Source organism: Mycobacterium sp. 4D054 (genome assembly GCF_052245755.1).
In the GTDB taxonomy this organism is placed as follows: domain Bacteria; phylum Actinomycetota; class Actinomycetes; order Mycobacteriales; family Mycobacteriaceae; genus Mycobacterium.
The window spans coordinates 1-13,985 of the sequence record NZ_JBQQCF010000034.1; the positions used below are offsets into that span (position 1 = coordinate 1).

12 protein-coding genes are annotated in these 13,985 nt (G+C 68.7%); 1 reads left to right on the forward strand and 11 read right to left on the reverse strand.

Annotation, left to right across the window (positions count from 1 at the left end):
- The first annotated feature begins 141 nt into the window (after positions 1–141).
- Positions 142–2,757, forward strand: a complete 2,616-nt coding sequence (locus ACTWP6_RS21490; protein WP_443188710.1) for a LuxR C-terminal-related transcriptional regulator — start codon at positions 142–144, stop codon at positions 2,755–2,757.
- Between the two features lie 16 nt (positions 2,758–2,773).
- On the opposite strand, the gene ACTWP6_RS21495 is transcribed toward ACTWP6_RS21490, so the two are convergent.
- The 11 genes from ACTWP6_RS21495 to ACTWP6_RS21545 all read right to left on the reverse strand — a co-directional run bounded on the left by ACTWP6_RS21495 (position 2,774) and on the right by ACTWP6_RS21545 (position 13,952).
- Positions 2,774–4,888: an acyltransferase family protein gene (locus ACTWP6_RS21495; RefSeq protein WP_443188711.1), complete on the reverse strand. Its 2,115-nt coding sequence runs from the start codon at positions 4,886–4,888 to the stop codon at positions 2,774–2,776.
- 63 nt (positions 4,889–4,951) lie between these two features.
- Positions 4,952–5,122, reverse strand: a complete 171-nt coding sequence (locus ACTWP6_RS21500; protein WP_443188712.1) for a hypothetical protein — start codon at positions 5,120–5,122, stop codon at positions 4,952–4,954.
- Positions 5,123–5,179: 57 nt separating this feature from the next.
- A complete protein-coding gene (locus ACTWP6_RS21505) occupies positions 5,180–6,259 on the reverse strand; it encodes a sulfate/molybdate ABC transporter ATP-binding protein (RefSeq protein WP_260751903.1) in 1,080 nt (359 codons plus the stop codon).
- Positions 6,256–7,068 carry an ABC transporter permease gene (locus tag ACTWP6_RS21510; protein WP_260751904.1) on the reverse strand — a complete coding sequence of 271 codons (813 nt, stop codon included), beginning with the start codon at positions 7,066–7,068 and terminating at the stop codon, positions 6,256–6,258. The genes ACTWP6_RS21505 and ACTWP6_RS21510 overlap by 4 nt, the downstream gene beginning before the upstream one ends.
- Entirely contained in the window at positions 7,065–7,775 is a 711-nt protein-coding gene (modA, locus tag ACTWP6_RS21515) for a molybdate ABC transporter substrate-binding protein (RefSeq protein WP_260758078.1), read from the reverse strand. Before modA ends, ACTWP6_RS21510 begins: the two co-directional genes overlap by 4 nt.
- A gap of 38 nt (positions 7,776–7,813) precedes the next feature.
- Entirely contained in the window at positions 7,814–8,215 is a 402-nt protein-coding gene (locus ACTWP6_RS21520; protein WP_260751905.1) for a TOBE domain-containing protein, read from the reverse strand.
- 112 nt (positions 8,216–8,327) lie between these two features.
- Entirely contained in the window at positions 8,328–9,590 is a 1,263-nt protein-coding gene (locus ACTWP6_RS21525) for a DUF4032 domain-containing protein (RefSeq protein ID WP_260751906.1), read from the reverse strand.
- A 19-nt stretch (positions 9,591–9,609) separates the two neighbouring features.
- The gene (locus ACTWP6_RS21530; RefSeq protein ID WP_260751908.1) at positions 9,610–10,809 is read right to left on the reverse strand and encodes an ABC transporter ATP-binding protein; all 1,200 of its coding nucleotides are present in this window, start codon (positions 10,807–10,809) and stop codon (positions 9,610–9,612) included.
- A 4-nt stretch (positions 10,810–10,813) separates the two neighbouring features.
- A complete protein-coding gene (locus tag ACTWP6_RS21535) occupies positions 10,814–11,641 on the reverse strand; it encodes a carbohydrate ABC transporter permease (protein ID WP_260751911.1) in 828 nt (275 codons plus the stop codon).
- Complete coding sequence (locus ACTWP6_RS21540) at positions 11,638–12,561, reverse strand: carbohydrate ABC transporter permease (protein WP_313901388.1); 924 nt, start codon at positions 12,559–12,561, stop codon at positions 11,638–11,640. The genes ACTWP6_RS21535 and ACTWP6_RS21540 overlap by 4 nt, the downstream gene beginning before the upstream one ends.
- 38 nt (positions 12,562–12,599) lie before the next feature.
- Positions 12,600–13,952, reverse strand: a complete 1,353-nt coding sequence (locus ACTWP6_RS21545; protein ID WP_260751914.1) for an extracellular solute-binding protein — start codon at positions 13,950–13,952, stop codon at positions 12,600–12,602.
- Positions 13,953–13,985: the final 33 nt, after the last annotated feature.

The window sequence follows — 13,985 nt, forward strand, 5'->3', positions numbered from 1 at the left end:
ACTTGCACCGGAAGTGCCTTTCTGAACGTGGGCTGATCGAAGTGTGGTAACTCCAATCATCCCAGCTCAAAGGGCACTTTCCTTACATCAACACCCTCCGAACAGGCGATTCATCGGTGGATCGAGGTTTAGGCTGTCGGCATGCGGTTGGGGTGGCCGTTGGTGGGTCGCGGACGGGAGACGCGGCTCGTCGAGGCGGCGCTGTCGAGCCCCGACACCGCGGGTGTGGTGATCTCCGGACACGCCGGGGTCGGGAAGAGTCGGATCGCCGCGGCGGCACTGGATGAGGCGGCCACACGGGGGAAGGACGTGCGTTGGATCGCCGGATCCTCGGCGGCCCGCGGCGTTCCGCTGGGCGCGATGGCATCCTGGGCGGACCCGGCGGACACCCATGCGCTGCAATCGGTGTGCGGGGTGATCGAACGGCTGACTGCGGCAACGCAACCCGTCGTGGTGGGTGTCGACGATGCGCATCAGCTCGACGACATGTCGATCTTCGTGCTTCATCAAATAGTCCAGCGGCGCACCGGGAAGCTGGTTGTGACCCTGCGGTCGGGGGAAACCGTTCCCGGCGGACTGGCCGAGCTGTGGAAGCTCGGGGATTTCGAATGGCTCGAACTCGGCCCGCTGTCCCGGGAGGACACCGGGGCCCTGCTGGCGGTGAGTCTCGGCCGGTCGGTCGACCCGGACTCCGTCAGCCGCCTGCACCAACTGACCGGCGGCAACGTGCTCTATCTGCGCCACATCGTCGAGCACGAGGTGGCGCAGGGCCGGCTCGCGCAGCGGCACGACCACTGGCGGTGGAACGGCGAACCGTCTGTACCGCCCACCCTCGTCGAGCTCATCGAGTCCCGCATCGGGTCGCTGCGGCCCGAGGTCGCCACGGTGATCGAGGTGCTCTCCGTCGGCGAGCCTCTGGAACTTGCTGCGCTGCAACGGATCACCGACCCCGAGGTGGTTGAAGAGGCTGACGTTCTCGGGTTGATCAGCCTGGACCAGACGGGCCCCCGGACCGAGGTCCGGGTGGCCCACCCGCTCTACGGGGAGGTGCGGCGAAACCGCGCCGCACCGACCCGCCTGCGGCGGCTGCGCGGACTCGTGGCCGCCGAACTGGCCGCCGGGGCCGACCGCGACGACGTTCGTGTACTCGTGCGCCGCGCGGCGCTGACCGTCGAGTCCGATCTCGACATCGACGCCGATCTGCTCTGTCGCGCGGCGCAGGGGGCGGTGTGCCTGGCCGATCTGCCGCTTGCCGAGCGGCTTGCCGAGGCCGCGATGTGCGCCGGTGCGACGTCAGAGGCGCAGTTCATCCGGGCGCACGCGCTGTCCTGGCTGGGCCGCGGCGAGGTGGCCGAAGAAGTGCTCACCGAGGTCGACACCACCGCGCTGAGCGAAGACGATTTCGCGCGGTACACCTTCTTCCGGGCCAGCAACATGTTGTGGGCTCTCGCCCAGCCGGCACGCGCACAGGAGATCATCGCGGCCGCGGCACATCTGACGTCCGCACGGGCACGGCGCAACGTCGACGCGGTTCGCGCGGTGCATGCTTTCGCCACCGACCGCCCGGGAGAGGCACTGGCCGCCGCCCGCGACCTCACGTTGCAGGATCTGCCGCCCGTGGTCGGCGGGGAAGTGGCGTGGGTGCTGGCCAACATCTACGGCGACGCCGGGCGCACGGCGGAGGCGGAAGCCGTCGCCGCCGCGGGCTATGCGATCGTACGCAGTTCCGATGCACCTCAGTTGCAGTGCAACATCGCCGACGCGCACGTCGGTGCGCTACTGCTGGCCGGACAGGTCCGGTCGGCCGAGGCGGTCGCGGATCGGGAGCGCCGGCAGGCCGCCGACCTTCCCGGCGCCGCCCAACTCCTCGGAACGGCCATCGCGGGTCGGGCGGCGCTCGGGGCGGGCCGGCTGGCCGACGCGCGGTCGATGCTGGGCCGGGCCGCGACACTGCTGTCGGCGTCTGGTCATGACACCGGGTGGGCCTACCGCTACCGGATCCCGTACGTGACCGCACTCGCGGCGTCAGGTGAAATCGCCGAAGCCGCAGCCCTTCTGGAGTTGCTGCAAAGTCAACACCGTCCGTTTCGGTCGCTGAGCAAGGAGACGGCGACGGCGCGTGCGTGGGTGGCGGCCGGGCAGGGCGCGGTCAGTGAGGCGATCGACATCCTGCTGCGTGCGGCACAGAGCGCCGCCGCGGACGAGCTGTTCGCCGCGGAGGTGGAATGCCGGCAACTCGCGACCCAGTTCGGTGACAGGTCCTGCGGCCCGCGGCTGAGTGAGCTGACCACGATCGTGGAGGGACCCCGCGTCCGGGTGGCCGCCCGGTTCGCCGCAGCGCTCGAGGCCGCAGACGCGGGGGAGCTGGCGGCCGTCTCCGACGCTTTCGAGGAGCTGGGTGACCGCATCGCCGCGGTGGACGCGGCCGCGCATGCCACGGTCGTCTACCGGCGGGCGGGTCTGCGCGGGTCCGCCCTCGGCTGCGCGACGCGCGCCGAAGCGCTGGCCACAGAGGGCGGAGGAGTGCGCACCCCGGCATTGCTTGCGGCGGGTTCAGATCTTCCGGTGACCGACCGCGAACGTGAGGTGATCGCTCTGCTGGGGCTCGGGCTGTCCAACCGCGACATCGCCGAGCGTCTGGTGCTCTCCGTCCGAACCGTCGAGGGCCACATCTACAAGGCGATGACGAAGACCGGCGTCAACAGCCGCGAAGAACTCGCCTCACTCCTCAAACCCCGTCGACGAGACGGCGCCTAGCCCATCGTCGCCGCGGTCACCACCACCCGGTGGCCGCGGCGATCTGAGCGCCCAGTTCGTCGGCCATCGTGCGCATGTAGGTCGCGGACACGTGGTGAGAGTCGTGGTACACCAGCACATTTCCCTCGCTGGCCCGGCAGTCCGTGGCATCGCAGATGGCGTCGCTGAGGTCCAGCGGGTTCAGCAGCGGATACTGCGCGGTGTAGGCCAGCGTCGGGTTGACTTCCGAGAGCGCCCAGGACCGCTTCACCCCGCAGCTGACCGAGTCGCCGCCGCGGGCCAGGCAATCCGCGGGGTCGAACAGGCGCCCGTTCTGGATCAGCCACGGGGTGTCGCGCATCCCGAGCATGCTGATCTCGTTGGCGGCGAACGTGTCCCAGATGCCGAGGTAACCCTCGGGCACGATGTCGCCCGGGCCGTCGGTGTTCGGCCGGGTGGTGGTGGTGAACACGTAATCCGGTCGATCGGTGACGAGTCTGTTCATCACCTCCTGGTTCCACAGGTGACACTGCGGATACGGGTTGTCCGAGATGGCGATCGTCGGTACGAGTTCCGTGGTGAGCGGACAGCCCATCTTCAGATAGGTGACCACCTGGAAGCCATGGCGCCGGCCCAGCATGTCGAGTGCGGTGACCCAGTGCTCGGCGTGCGAGCCCCCCGCCAGTGCGATGGTGCGGACGGCGTCCGGGTCGCCGTAGATGCAGTTGATGACGTCGGGGGTGAGGAAGTCGCTGATACAGCCGTCGCGGGTGGTCTCGGGAAGGTCGTCCCTGGCCTCCAGGACCGTCGGGCGCATCGGAAGCTCCGGCACCCGCACCCGGCTGGTCAGCGCCCGCGCTCCGGGGTAGTCCCGCTCGGGCAGCAGCGCGAGTTCGTGGCCATTGGCGCGCTGCAGGACGACGTGCTCGCGCCAGCTGAACGATGTCACGGTCAGCGCCACGGCCAGCAGTGCCACCGCCGAGCCGAGCGCGACGGTGGGACGCCGCCCCCAGCCCCACACCTGCCGCACCGGGTGGGCCTCGGCCGGCCCGGCATCCGGGTAGCGCAGCGGGTTCTCGATGGACCGATGGGTCGCATACGCCAGCAGCAGCGACACGGCCAGCACGCCGAGCCCGTCGAGGATGCCCGCGGTCGGCCGCCCGGTGTGCACCAGCCAGAAGATCAGCAGCGGCCAGTGCCAGAGATACAGCGAGTACGCCACGGCGCCGAGCCAGATCAGTGGACGGGTCGAGAGCAGCCGCAGCGGCGCCGCGACGCCGGCCGGACGGCCCGCCCCCGCGGCGATCACCAGCAGGGTCGCCGCGACCGGCACCAGCGCCCACGGCCCGGGGAACAGGGCGGCCCCGTCGAGCCAGATGCCGCAGGACACGATCAACCCGATCCCGGTCGCGGCGGCGGCCGCGCGCAGCCACATGGGCATCCGCAGCCCGGCCAGCAGCAGCGCGGCCATCACGCCGGCCAGAAGCTCCCAGGCTCGCGCGAAGCTGTCGTAGTACGCCGCGGCGGGGTTCTCAGCCTGCGCGACGATCGCGTACACGAACGACGCGACGATCAACGCGCCGAGCACGACGGCGAGCGCACCCTTGCGCCGGTGGGCGGCCAGCGGACGTACCAGCCACGTCAGCACCGTCACCACTGCGAGCAACGCCAGATAGAACTGGCCCTGCACGGACATCGACCAGAGGTGCTGCAGCGGACTGACCGCTTCACCTGCACGGGTGTAGTCCGACGCGGTTCCGGCCAGATACCAGTTCTGGTAGTAGCCGAGGCTGGCCAGGCTCTGGTCGGCGAAGGACTCCCACCGTGTCTGCGGCTGAAGTGTCACCGTCAGCAATGCTGCGCCGCCGAGTACCACGACCAGCGCCGGCAGCAGTCGGCGTGCCAGGCGCCGCACCACGGGCAGCGGGTCGGCCGACGCCGCCGGTTTCAGCGCGCGGCGCAACACCATCGCGCCGAAGAAATAGCCCGAAAGCACCAGGAAGACGTCGACGCCTCCGGACACCCGCCCGAACCAGACGTGGAACACGGCGACCAGAGCGATCGCCAGACCCCGAAGGCCGTCGAGATCGGCGCGGCGGGTGTTCTCGGGTGCCTGCGCCGGCCCGCGCCACCTGCCCGACAAGTTCACCACCTAGATCACGAACACGGCCTTCACGTCCAGCCGGTGCAGCCGCCGGCCGACGTCGCCAGTAATTTAGCCGATGTCCCGGCCTACCTGCTCATGCGGCGCAACGGTGAACCGCAGTCCTTGGTCGGTCTCCTCAGGGTCCACTCGGGTCTCGCGACCGCACTCCGGGCACGTCGCAGCGGTCGCGGGCGGCGGATCGCCGGGCAGTTCGCGGCCGGATCCTGGACACATCTGCATTGCTTCTCCTGGTCGATGTCGGTGTTCCCGAGCCTGATACCCGCCCGGTGCCGCGGTCTACCCCGCCAACGCCGGGTGCAATTGCACCTCGCGTGCCTTCACCACGAAGTACACCGTCTGCCCGGGCGCCAGATCCAGTTCGGCCGCCGCGGCCACAGTGATGTCGGCGGCCAGACCGGTCGCGCCGTCGGGCTGATCGACGCCACGCACACGCACCCCCGCGCCGTGCACATCGACTTCGGCGAGCGTCACCTCGATCACGTTGCGCGGGCTGCCGTGCGGAGGATCGAGATGCACCGCCACGGCATCGGGCCGGAACAGTGCGACAGCGGCCGCGCCGGCACCGACGTCACCGGTCCCGCGGAGCACGGTGTTCCACGGCGTGCGCAGGACACCGGGCTCGGCGGCGGTCCCGGCGACGAGGTTCACCCCGGCGATCCGGGCGGCGAAGTCGCTGCGCGGCGCGGCCAGCACGTCGCGCACCGGCCCGCTCTCGACGAGGCGGCCATTGTCGAGCACCGCGACTCTGTCGGCGACGGCCAACGCGTCGAACAGGTCGTGGGTGACGATGATCGCCGTCCGGCCGGTGTCGCGCAGTACCTCGCGCAGCAGCCGGCGCAGCGCGGGTGCAGCGGCGACGTCGAGGGCCGCCATCGGCTCGTCGAGCAGCAGCAGCTGCGGTTCGGCGGCCAGCGCGCGGGCCAGCGCGACCCGCTGCGCCTGACCGCCGGAGAGCTGCGCGGGCCGCCGGGTGGCCAGTTCGGTGGCGCCGACGGCGTCCAACCATCGGCGGGCCGTGCTGGCTGCGGCCTTCCGGGACTGCCCGGCGCACCGCGGGGCGTAGGCGACGTTGCGTTCGGCGGTCATGTGCGGGAAGAGCAGCGCCTGCTGGTTCAGCATCGCGACGCGCCGGGCGTGTGCCGGCGCGAACGTCCCCGTAGCGGTGTCGGTGACCACCGCGGCGCCCAGCTCGATCCGCCCGGCGTCGGGACGGATCAGGCCGGCGATCAGGTGCAGCAGCGTGGACTTCCCGGCGCCGTTGGGCCCGAGCACCGCCATCACCTCGCCGTCGTCGAGGGACATCGCCAGATCGATGCCGCGCTGATCCAGCCGGGCATGCACCCGCAGCCGGCTCACAACGGCCCCGCCAAACGGCGGCCGGCCGACGCGATCACGATCGCGGCGGCGACAACGATCAGCAGCAGCGACAACGCCACGGCGGCATCGGCGTCGGTTTCGCGTTGCAGATAGATCTCCAACGGAAGCGTCCTGGTGACCCCCTCCAGCGACCCGGCGAAGGTGAGCGTCGCGCCGAACTCCCCGAGAGAACGGGCGAAGGCCAGCACGGCGCCCGACATCAGGCCGGGCAGCACCAGCGGCAGCGTGACCGTGCGCAGCACGGTGGCCGGCCGCGCGCCGAGGGTGGCGGCGATCTGCTCGTAGTCCGACCCCGCCGAGCGCAGCGCGCCTTCCAGGCTGACCACCAAGAACGGCAACGACACGAACGACTGGGCCAGCACCACCGCGGTGGTGGAGAACGCGATGCGCAGCCCCATCATGTCGAGATACTGGCCGAGCAGCCCCTGTCTGCCGAAGGTGTACAACAGCGCGATGCCGCCGACCACCGGGGGCAGCACCAGGGGGAGCAGCACCAGCGCCCGCAGCACGGACCGGCCGGGGAATCGGCCGCGGGCCAGCACCAGCGCCATCGGCACGCCCACGAGCACACACACCGCGGTGCTGGCGGTCGCGGTCTGCAGGCTGAGAAGTAGTGCGGCGCGCGACGAGTCGGAGGTGATCAACGGCACGAATCTGGGCCAGTCGATACGGAGCAGCACCGCCGCGAGCGGCAGGATGACCAACAGCGCACCGACCGTTGCGGGGACAATGACCCAGCGCGGCAACCCGACCTCGATCCGACCACCCGGGCGGCGGCGCGCAGTCATGGCGCCCCGAAGCCGGCCGCCGCCAGCACCTCTCGTCCCTGCGGCCCGGTGATCAACTCGACGAACTGCCGCGCAGCCTCGGGATTCGACGAATCTGCCAGCACCGCAACGGGATAGGTGTTGACGGCGCTGCCGGCTTCGGCGAACGGTACGGCGGTGACCGCGTCGCCGGCCGCGGCGGCGTCGGTGACGTAGACCAGGCCGGCGTCGGCCTGACCGGAGGTGACCTTGCCGAGCACGTCGGTGACGGCGGACTCCTCGCTCACCGGAGTCAGCGTCACATCGGTGGCGTCCTCCACCTTCCGCGTCGCCGCACCGCACGGCACCTGGGGCGCACACACCACGACCTGAAGTCCCGGCCGGGTGAGGTCGGCGAAAGAGGTGATCCGATGCGGATTTCCGGGTGAGGTCACGATGGTCAACGTGTTCGACGCGAACTGCGCCGGCGCTCCCGCGACCAGACCCGCCTCGACGGCCTTGGTCATGTTGGCGGTGTCGGCGGACGCGAACACATCGCCCGGAGCGCCCTGGGCGAGTTGAGCGACGAGATCCGACGAACCCGCGAAATTGAACGTGACCACCGTTGCGGGATGGTCGTGTTCGAACCGTGTCCCGAGTTCGGTGAACGTGGATTCCAGCGATGCGGCGGCGAACACCGTCAGGGTGGCTTGCGGGTCGTGGTGCGGCCAGGCACACCCCGCCGTCATCACGGCCAGGCCGCACAGCACAACGGCGGCAACGGCTTTCATGGCACCTCGGCCGTCTCGACGATGACGGTGGTCGCCTTGACCACGGCGACGGCCACGACGCCGGGCTCGAGTCCGAGCTGGCGCGCGGACTCGGTGCTCATCAGTGACACCACCGTGAACGGGCCGCACTGCATCTGTACTTCGCTCATCACCTGATCGGCGGTCACCTTCGTGACCAGCCCGACGAACCGGTTGCGTGCCGAGCTACCCACGCCGAGCGGATCCGGCGGGGGAGAAGCGTGCTCGCGCGCGAACTCGGCGAGCGCCTTCCCGTCGACGGCTTTGCGGCCGGCGGCATCCTTGACCGCGGGCAGGCTGCCGCTGTCGATCCAGCGCCGCACGGTGTCGTCGCTGACGCCCAGCAGAGTGGCGGCATCCCGGATCCGGATGTTCGGCATGAACCCTCCCGAGGCGTCAGCTATCCGTGTATGCGGGTCAATGATGCCATTGCATCCGCTTCTGCGGATTCGTGGGGTCGGGAGTGTCGCGCTGCGCCAGGTGTCGTGACCGTCAGTCGTCGTCCTCGAGCACCGAGAACGGTTCGGTGGGTTCTTCGACCACCATCAACTGCGCGGCCGACTCCGACGGCACGACCTTGCGCGCCAAAGCGTGCAGCGCGCGTTCGGTGCCGACGTCGTGGCCGGCGCGTTCGGAAAGCAGCCATCGGACCTCCAGCAGATCGCAGTAGGCCTGGATCGGGGTTCCGGTGCCCCCGATCGCCGAGTGGGCCCGGTGCATCATCGGAGTGGCCACCTCCATCACCCACAGCTGCGCGGCGGTGCGCTCGTCGACGTCGTATCCGGCCTCCTGGCACAACTGCGCCTGGTAGGCGTGCAGGTCGCCGAGCAGGATCCGCGCCTGCCCCTCGCCGACGTCCAGTCCGGTCAGCCGCCGCAACTGGTCGGCGTGGAAGTTGCGGTCGCCGACGGCGACATGCAGGCGCAGTTCGTCGGCACCGGTACTGACGGGCTGCAGCGACACCTCGTCGACGGCGAAGCCCGCCTCGTTGAGTTTGCGAATCGTGCCCTCGACCCGGTAGCGGTCGGCAAACCCGAACGTCGGCTCGGCGCTCAACAATCCCCACAGCTGCTCGTAGCGTTCCCGGATCTCGATGGCCTCCTGGATGAAACCCGGCTGTAGCTCCGGTCTTTCGAGACTTGCCGCCATGTCCAGCAGGCCGGCGGCGACATTCTCGACGGTGATGTCGATGTCGTGGGCACGCTGCCCGTCGGACAGGGTCGGGTGCACCTCGCTGGTTTCGGCGTCGACGAGGAATGCCTGCAACACCTGCCCGTCGCGGGAGAACAACGTGTTCGCCAGCGAGCAGTCGCCCCAGAACACCCCGTGCCGGTGCAACTCCACCAACAGCGTGGCCATCGCGTCGAACAGGCGCGCCCGGTGTTTGGGCGCATCCGGTGGCAGCCGCATGAACAGCCGGCGGTACTGCCACGAGCCGGTGAGGTAGCGGGTCAGCAGGATCGCGGTGTCGAAATCCGGCTGGAACACCAGGCCCGCCGGCCGCACGGCGTTGAGACCCATCTCCTCGAGGCGGCTCAGCACGCCGTACTCGCGCCCGGCGATACGCGGCGGCAGCTCCTTGAGCGCCCACAGTTCGCCGTCGCATTCGACGAACCTGACCAGGTGCCGGCTCGGCCCGACCGCGATCTCGCGCAGCGGAACCTCAGGTGCCGTCCAGTCGGCGAGCGGACGCTCCCAGGGCAGCGCGATCAGTCCTGGCCGCGGGGCACGCAGCCGCAACTCGGGGGCGGCCATCGCCGTGGCGGCTGTCGGCTCAGCCGGTTGCCGCCGCGTGCCGGCCGCTGGACTCGCTGACCCTGGTGAGGTTGTCGCCGGACTGCGGGTCGAAAAGATGCAGCCGTGCGGAGTCCAGCCACAGGGTGGCCTTGTCCCCCGCGCGCACCCGGCTCAGCGGGTCGAGTTCGACGCAGATTTGCGTGCGCAGCTGCTCGCTGTCGAGCTCGCTGGCCAGCTCGGCCAGCTGACCGGAGATCTCGGCTGTCGTGTCGAACGGCACGAACGCGTACTGTTCGTTGCCCAGCCATTCGGTGACGTCGATCTCGACCTCGAAAGTGACACCGCGCGAGGCCTTGTCGCCGTCGACGAACTCCGCATCCTCGAAGGCCCCCGGCCGGATCCCCGCGATGTAGACCTTCCCGTCCTCCACCGTCTCGCGCCACTCGTCGCGCAGCGGCACCGTCGCGAAAGGCAGCTCGATCTCGTTGCCTTGCACCCGCGCAGGGACGAAGTTCATCGGCGGGGACCCGATGAAGCCCGCGACGAACAGGTTCACCGGCTGGTCGTAAAGCTCGCGAGGGCTGGCGACCTGTTGCAGGACACCTTTTTTCAACACCGCGACGCGATCGCCGAGCGTCATCGCCTCGGTCTGATCGTGCGTGACGTAGACGGTGGTGACGCCCAGTTTGCGCTGCAGCCGCAGGATCTCGGTGCGCATCTGGCCGCGCAGCTTGGCGTCGAGGTTGCTCAACGGCTCGTCGAACAGGAACGCATCGGCCTCGCGCACGATGGCGCGTCCCATCGCCACCCGCTGGCGCTGACCGCCGGACAGGTTGGCGGGTTTGCGGTCGAGGTGCTCACCGAGCTCCAACGTCGCGGCCGCATCGTTGACCCGTTTGCGGATCTCCTCGTCGGACAGCTTGCCCGCCAACCGGAGTGGGAATGCGACGTTCTCGAACACCGTCAGATGCGGATAGAGCGCATAGTTCTGGAACACCATGGCCAGGTTGCGGTCACGGGGCGCCTTGTCGTTGACGCGTGTGTCACCGATCAGCATGTCCCCGGACGTGATGTCCTCCAGGCCGACGATCATCCTGAGCAGGGTGGACTTGCCGCAACCCGACGGTCCCACCAGGATCATGAACTCACCGTCGGCGATGTCGAGGCTCACATCGTTGACCGCCGGATACCCGTCACCGTACCTCTTGACGATATTGCGCATGGTGATTGCTGCCATGGGGCTATCCCTTCACTGCTCCGGAGGTGAGACCGGCGACGATGCGCCGCTGGAAGATGAGAACCAGGATCACGACGGGGATCGTCACGATCACCGACGCGGCCATGATGTAGGGGACGGGGGATTCGAAGTATGACGCGCCCTGGAAGAAGGCGAGCGCGGCGGGAACCGTGCGGGCGCTGTCGGTGGACGTCAGCGAGATCGTGAACAGGAAGTCGTTCCAGCAGAAGAAGAACGTCAGAATCGCGGTGGTGAACACTCCCGGTGCGGCCAGCGGGACGATGACCTTGCGGAACGCCTGCCACTGGGTGGCGCCGTCGACCTGGGCGGCGTGCTCCATCTCCCAGGGGATCTGACGGAAGAACGCCGACATCGTCCAGATCGACAGCGGTAGCGCGAAGGTCAGGTACGGGATGATCAAGCCGAGCCAGGTGTCGTAGATGCCCAGGCCGCGCCACATGTCGAACAGCGGACCCACCAGCGCGGCCTGCGGGAACATCGCGATACCCAGTGCCAGTGAAAGGAGCAGCTTCTTGCCGGGGAACTCCAGCCGGGCGATGGCATAGGCGGCGAACATCGCGATGACCACCGAGATGATCGTCGCGATTACCGCGATCCCGATCGAGTTGATCAGCGCCCGGGTGAACAGCGGCTGGCTGAAGATCTGGGCGAAGTTGTCGAACGTGATCGAGCTCGGCAGGAATGACGGATTGCCGGAGACGATGTCGGACGGCGGCTTGAACGCCAGGCTGATCATCCACAGTATCGGCACGAAGCTGTAGATGACGATGACGATGCCGGCGATCGTCCACCACTTGGTGTTCTTGGTCACTGGTCACCCCTGACTTGCGAGAGGTCGGTCTTGAAGACCTTGATGAATATCCAGGCGATGGCCACCACCGACAGGAACAACAGCACCGAGACCGCCGATCCCATACCGAGGTTCACCAGGGTGACGTTCTGCCGATAGGCCAAAAACGAGATGGTCTCGGTGTTGTTGGCGCCGGCGGTCATCACGTACGGGTTGTCGAAGATCCGCCAGGCGTCCAGCGTCCGGAACAACAGCGCCACCATGATCGCAGCCTTCATGTTCGGCAGCGTGACCTTCCACAGCCGCTGCCATGCGGTGGCGCCGTCGACCTTGGCGGCCTCCTGCATGTCCTCGGGCACCTGTACCAGCCCGGCCAGCAATAGCAGCGAGATGAACGGCGTGGTCTTCCAGATCTCCGAGAGGCAGATCACGAAGATGGCCGACCAGCGGTCGCCGAACCAGTCGAAATCGGTCAGGTTCAGCCACTGGTTGACAAAGCCGGAGTCGATGGCGAACGCGTAGCGCCAGATGAACGCCGACACCACGGTGACGATGCCGTACGGGATCAGGATCGCGGTCCGCAACGGACCACGTCCCCGCACGATGCGCAGCATCACGAACGCGAACCAGAACCCGAGCACCAACTCGATGGCCACGGTGACCACGGTGATCGCCAGCGTGGTGACGAAGTCGTTCCACCACACGGGGTCGGTCAGGATCACCAGGTAGTTGCTCAGCCCGACGAAGCTGCGGCCCTCGGGATCGGTGAGCCGGAAGTTGTACAGCGACAAGACCAGCGCGTAACCGAGGGGATAGGCGGTGACGAGCAGCATCACCACATACGACGGTGCCGTCAGGTAGAGGCCGAGGCGGCGTTCGCCCTTGACCCGCTCACTGACCGAGGGGGTGCCTGGTTCCTTCTGGATGGACCCGTTCTGCACGGCGCCACTCACCCCCGTCGCTTCGCTCGCCCGGGCGGTCACAGCAGCCGCCTCCCCGCCAGCACGTCAGCCATGAATTGGTCTGTCCTTTCCGGGGTTTGGGCGTTCACTGCGTCCGGCGGATGCCAGGTCTGCTGGATCGCGCCCGAGATGTCGGTGTAGAACGGGGTCGGCGGGCGGGGGCCGCCGTCGCCGATGGACTCTCGGATCAGGTCGGCGTTCTCGTAGGTCTCCCGGATCTGGGGATCGTCGTACGAGGCGGCGTACGGCGACGGCTCACTTTCGTCGAGCATGTACTGGGTGGCCTTCGGCTCGGCGTTGATGCACTCGACGAGTGCGACGGCCTGCTCGGGATGCTCGGTGTAGGCCCCGATGCCCAGGTTCGCCCCGCCCAGCGGCGGCGCGCTCGCACGGTCGGGGGACACCCTCGGATAGCGGGCCCAGCCGATGTCGTCGACCACCGCCTGGGGCAGCGTTCCTTCTTCGGCGGCGCTGCGCGCGGCGGCGAGCACATACGGCCAGTTGACCATGAACATGCCCTCATCGGACTGGAAGTTCGCGCGTGCCTGCTCCTCCGACGCGTTGGACAGGTCGGCGGGCGCGGCCGGGGAGCGGCCGAGGTTGCCGACGATCTCGGCGGCCTTCAAACCGGGCGGGGTGTCCAGCGACGGTTTGGCGTTGCGGCCGGCTTGCATGTCCTGCAGCAACTCGCCGCCGCCGGAGAGGACCAGCGCGTTGATCCACACCGTGTAGCCCTCGTAGCGCTGGGCCTGGACGGCGATTTTCTTCTGTTGGCTCACAGCTGCTTTGAGCATCTCGTCCCAGGTGAACGTCGGCGAGGCGGGATCCACCCCGGCCGCGGCGGCGGCCGACTTGCGGTACCAGAGCAACTGGGCGTTGGACTTGTAAGGCGCCCCGTAGAGCGTGTCCTCCCACATTCCGGTCTCGATGGGGGCGGGCAGCATTCCCGCGGTGAGCCGCTGCGCTTCCTCGGGGGTGTACGGGCGCAGGAATCCGGCGTTGGCGAATTCAGCCGTGAACACCACGTCCATGCTCACCAGATCGATCGACGAATCACCGGCGGCCAGTCGGCGCACCATCTGTTCACGCTGGGCGGTCGCGGTGCTCGGCAGCGATTCGATGCGCACCTGGTAGGCGCCGCCGGAGGCCTCCGCGCATTGCTCTGCGCGCGCCGCGGAGCCGCCGTTGTCGGGGAGGATGTACCACGTCAGCGTCGGGGGACCGCCCTCGCTGCCGCAGCCGGACAGCACCGTCGCCGCGATCAGGGGCGCAGTGGCCAGCGCGATCGCACGACGCCGTCGCCCGCGGGCGAACTGATTTCGTTTCATCACGTCCTCGTCTATGAAGTTGTGGTCTCCGATGAGGGCCACGGGCAGCACATTCGGTACGTATGTGAGTGTGTC

Bases quoted from the DNA above. Each gene is read 5' to 3' on its own strand.
- ACTWP6_RS21530 (WP_260751908.1), bottom strand. From the start codon at position 10,809: ATGGCAGCAATCACCATGCGCAATATCGTCAAGAGGTACGGTGACGGG.
- ACTWP6_RS21500 (WP_443188712.1), bottom strand. From the start codon at position 5,122: ATGCAGATGTGTCCAGGATCCGGCCGCGAACTGCCCGGCGATCCGCCG.
- modA (WP_260758078.1), bottom strand. From the start codon at position 7,775: ATGACGGCGGGGTGTGCCTGGCCGCACCACGACCCGCAAGCCACCCTG.
- ACTWP6_RS21525 (WP_260751906.1), bottom strand. From the start codon at position 9,590: ATGGCCGCCCCCGAGTTGCGGCTGCGTGCCCCGCGGCCAGGACTGATC.
- ACTWP6_RS21520 (WP_260751905.1), bottom strand. From the start codon at position 8,215: ATGCCGAACATCCGGATCCGGGATGCCGCCACTCTGCTGGGCGTCAGC.
- ACTWP6_RS21490 (WP_443188710.1), top strand. From the start codon at position 142: ATGCGGTTGGGGTGGCCGTTGGTGGGTCGCGGACGGGAGACGCGGCTC.
- ACTWP6_RS21510 (WP_260751904.1), bottom strand. From the start codon at position 7,068: ATGACTGCGCGCCGCCGCCCGGGTGGTCGGATCGAGGTCGGGTTGCCG.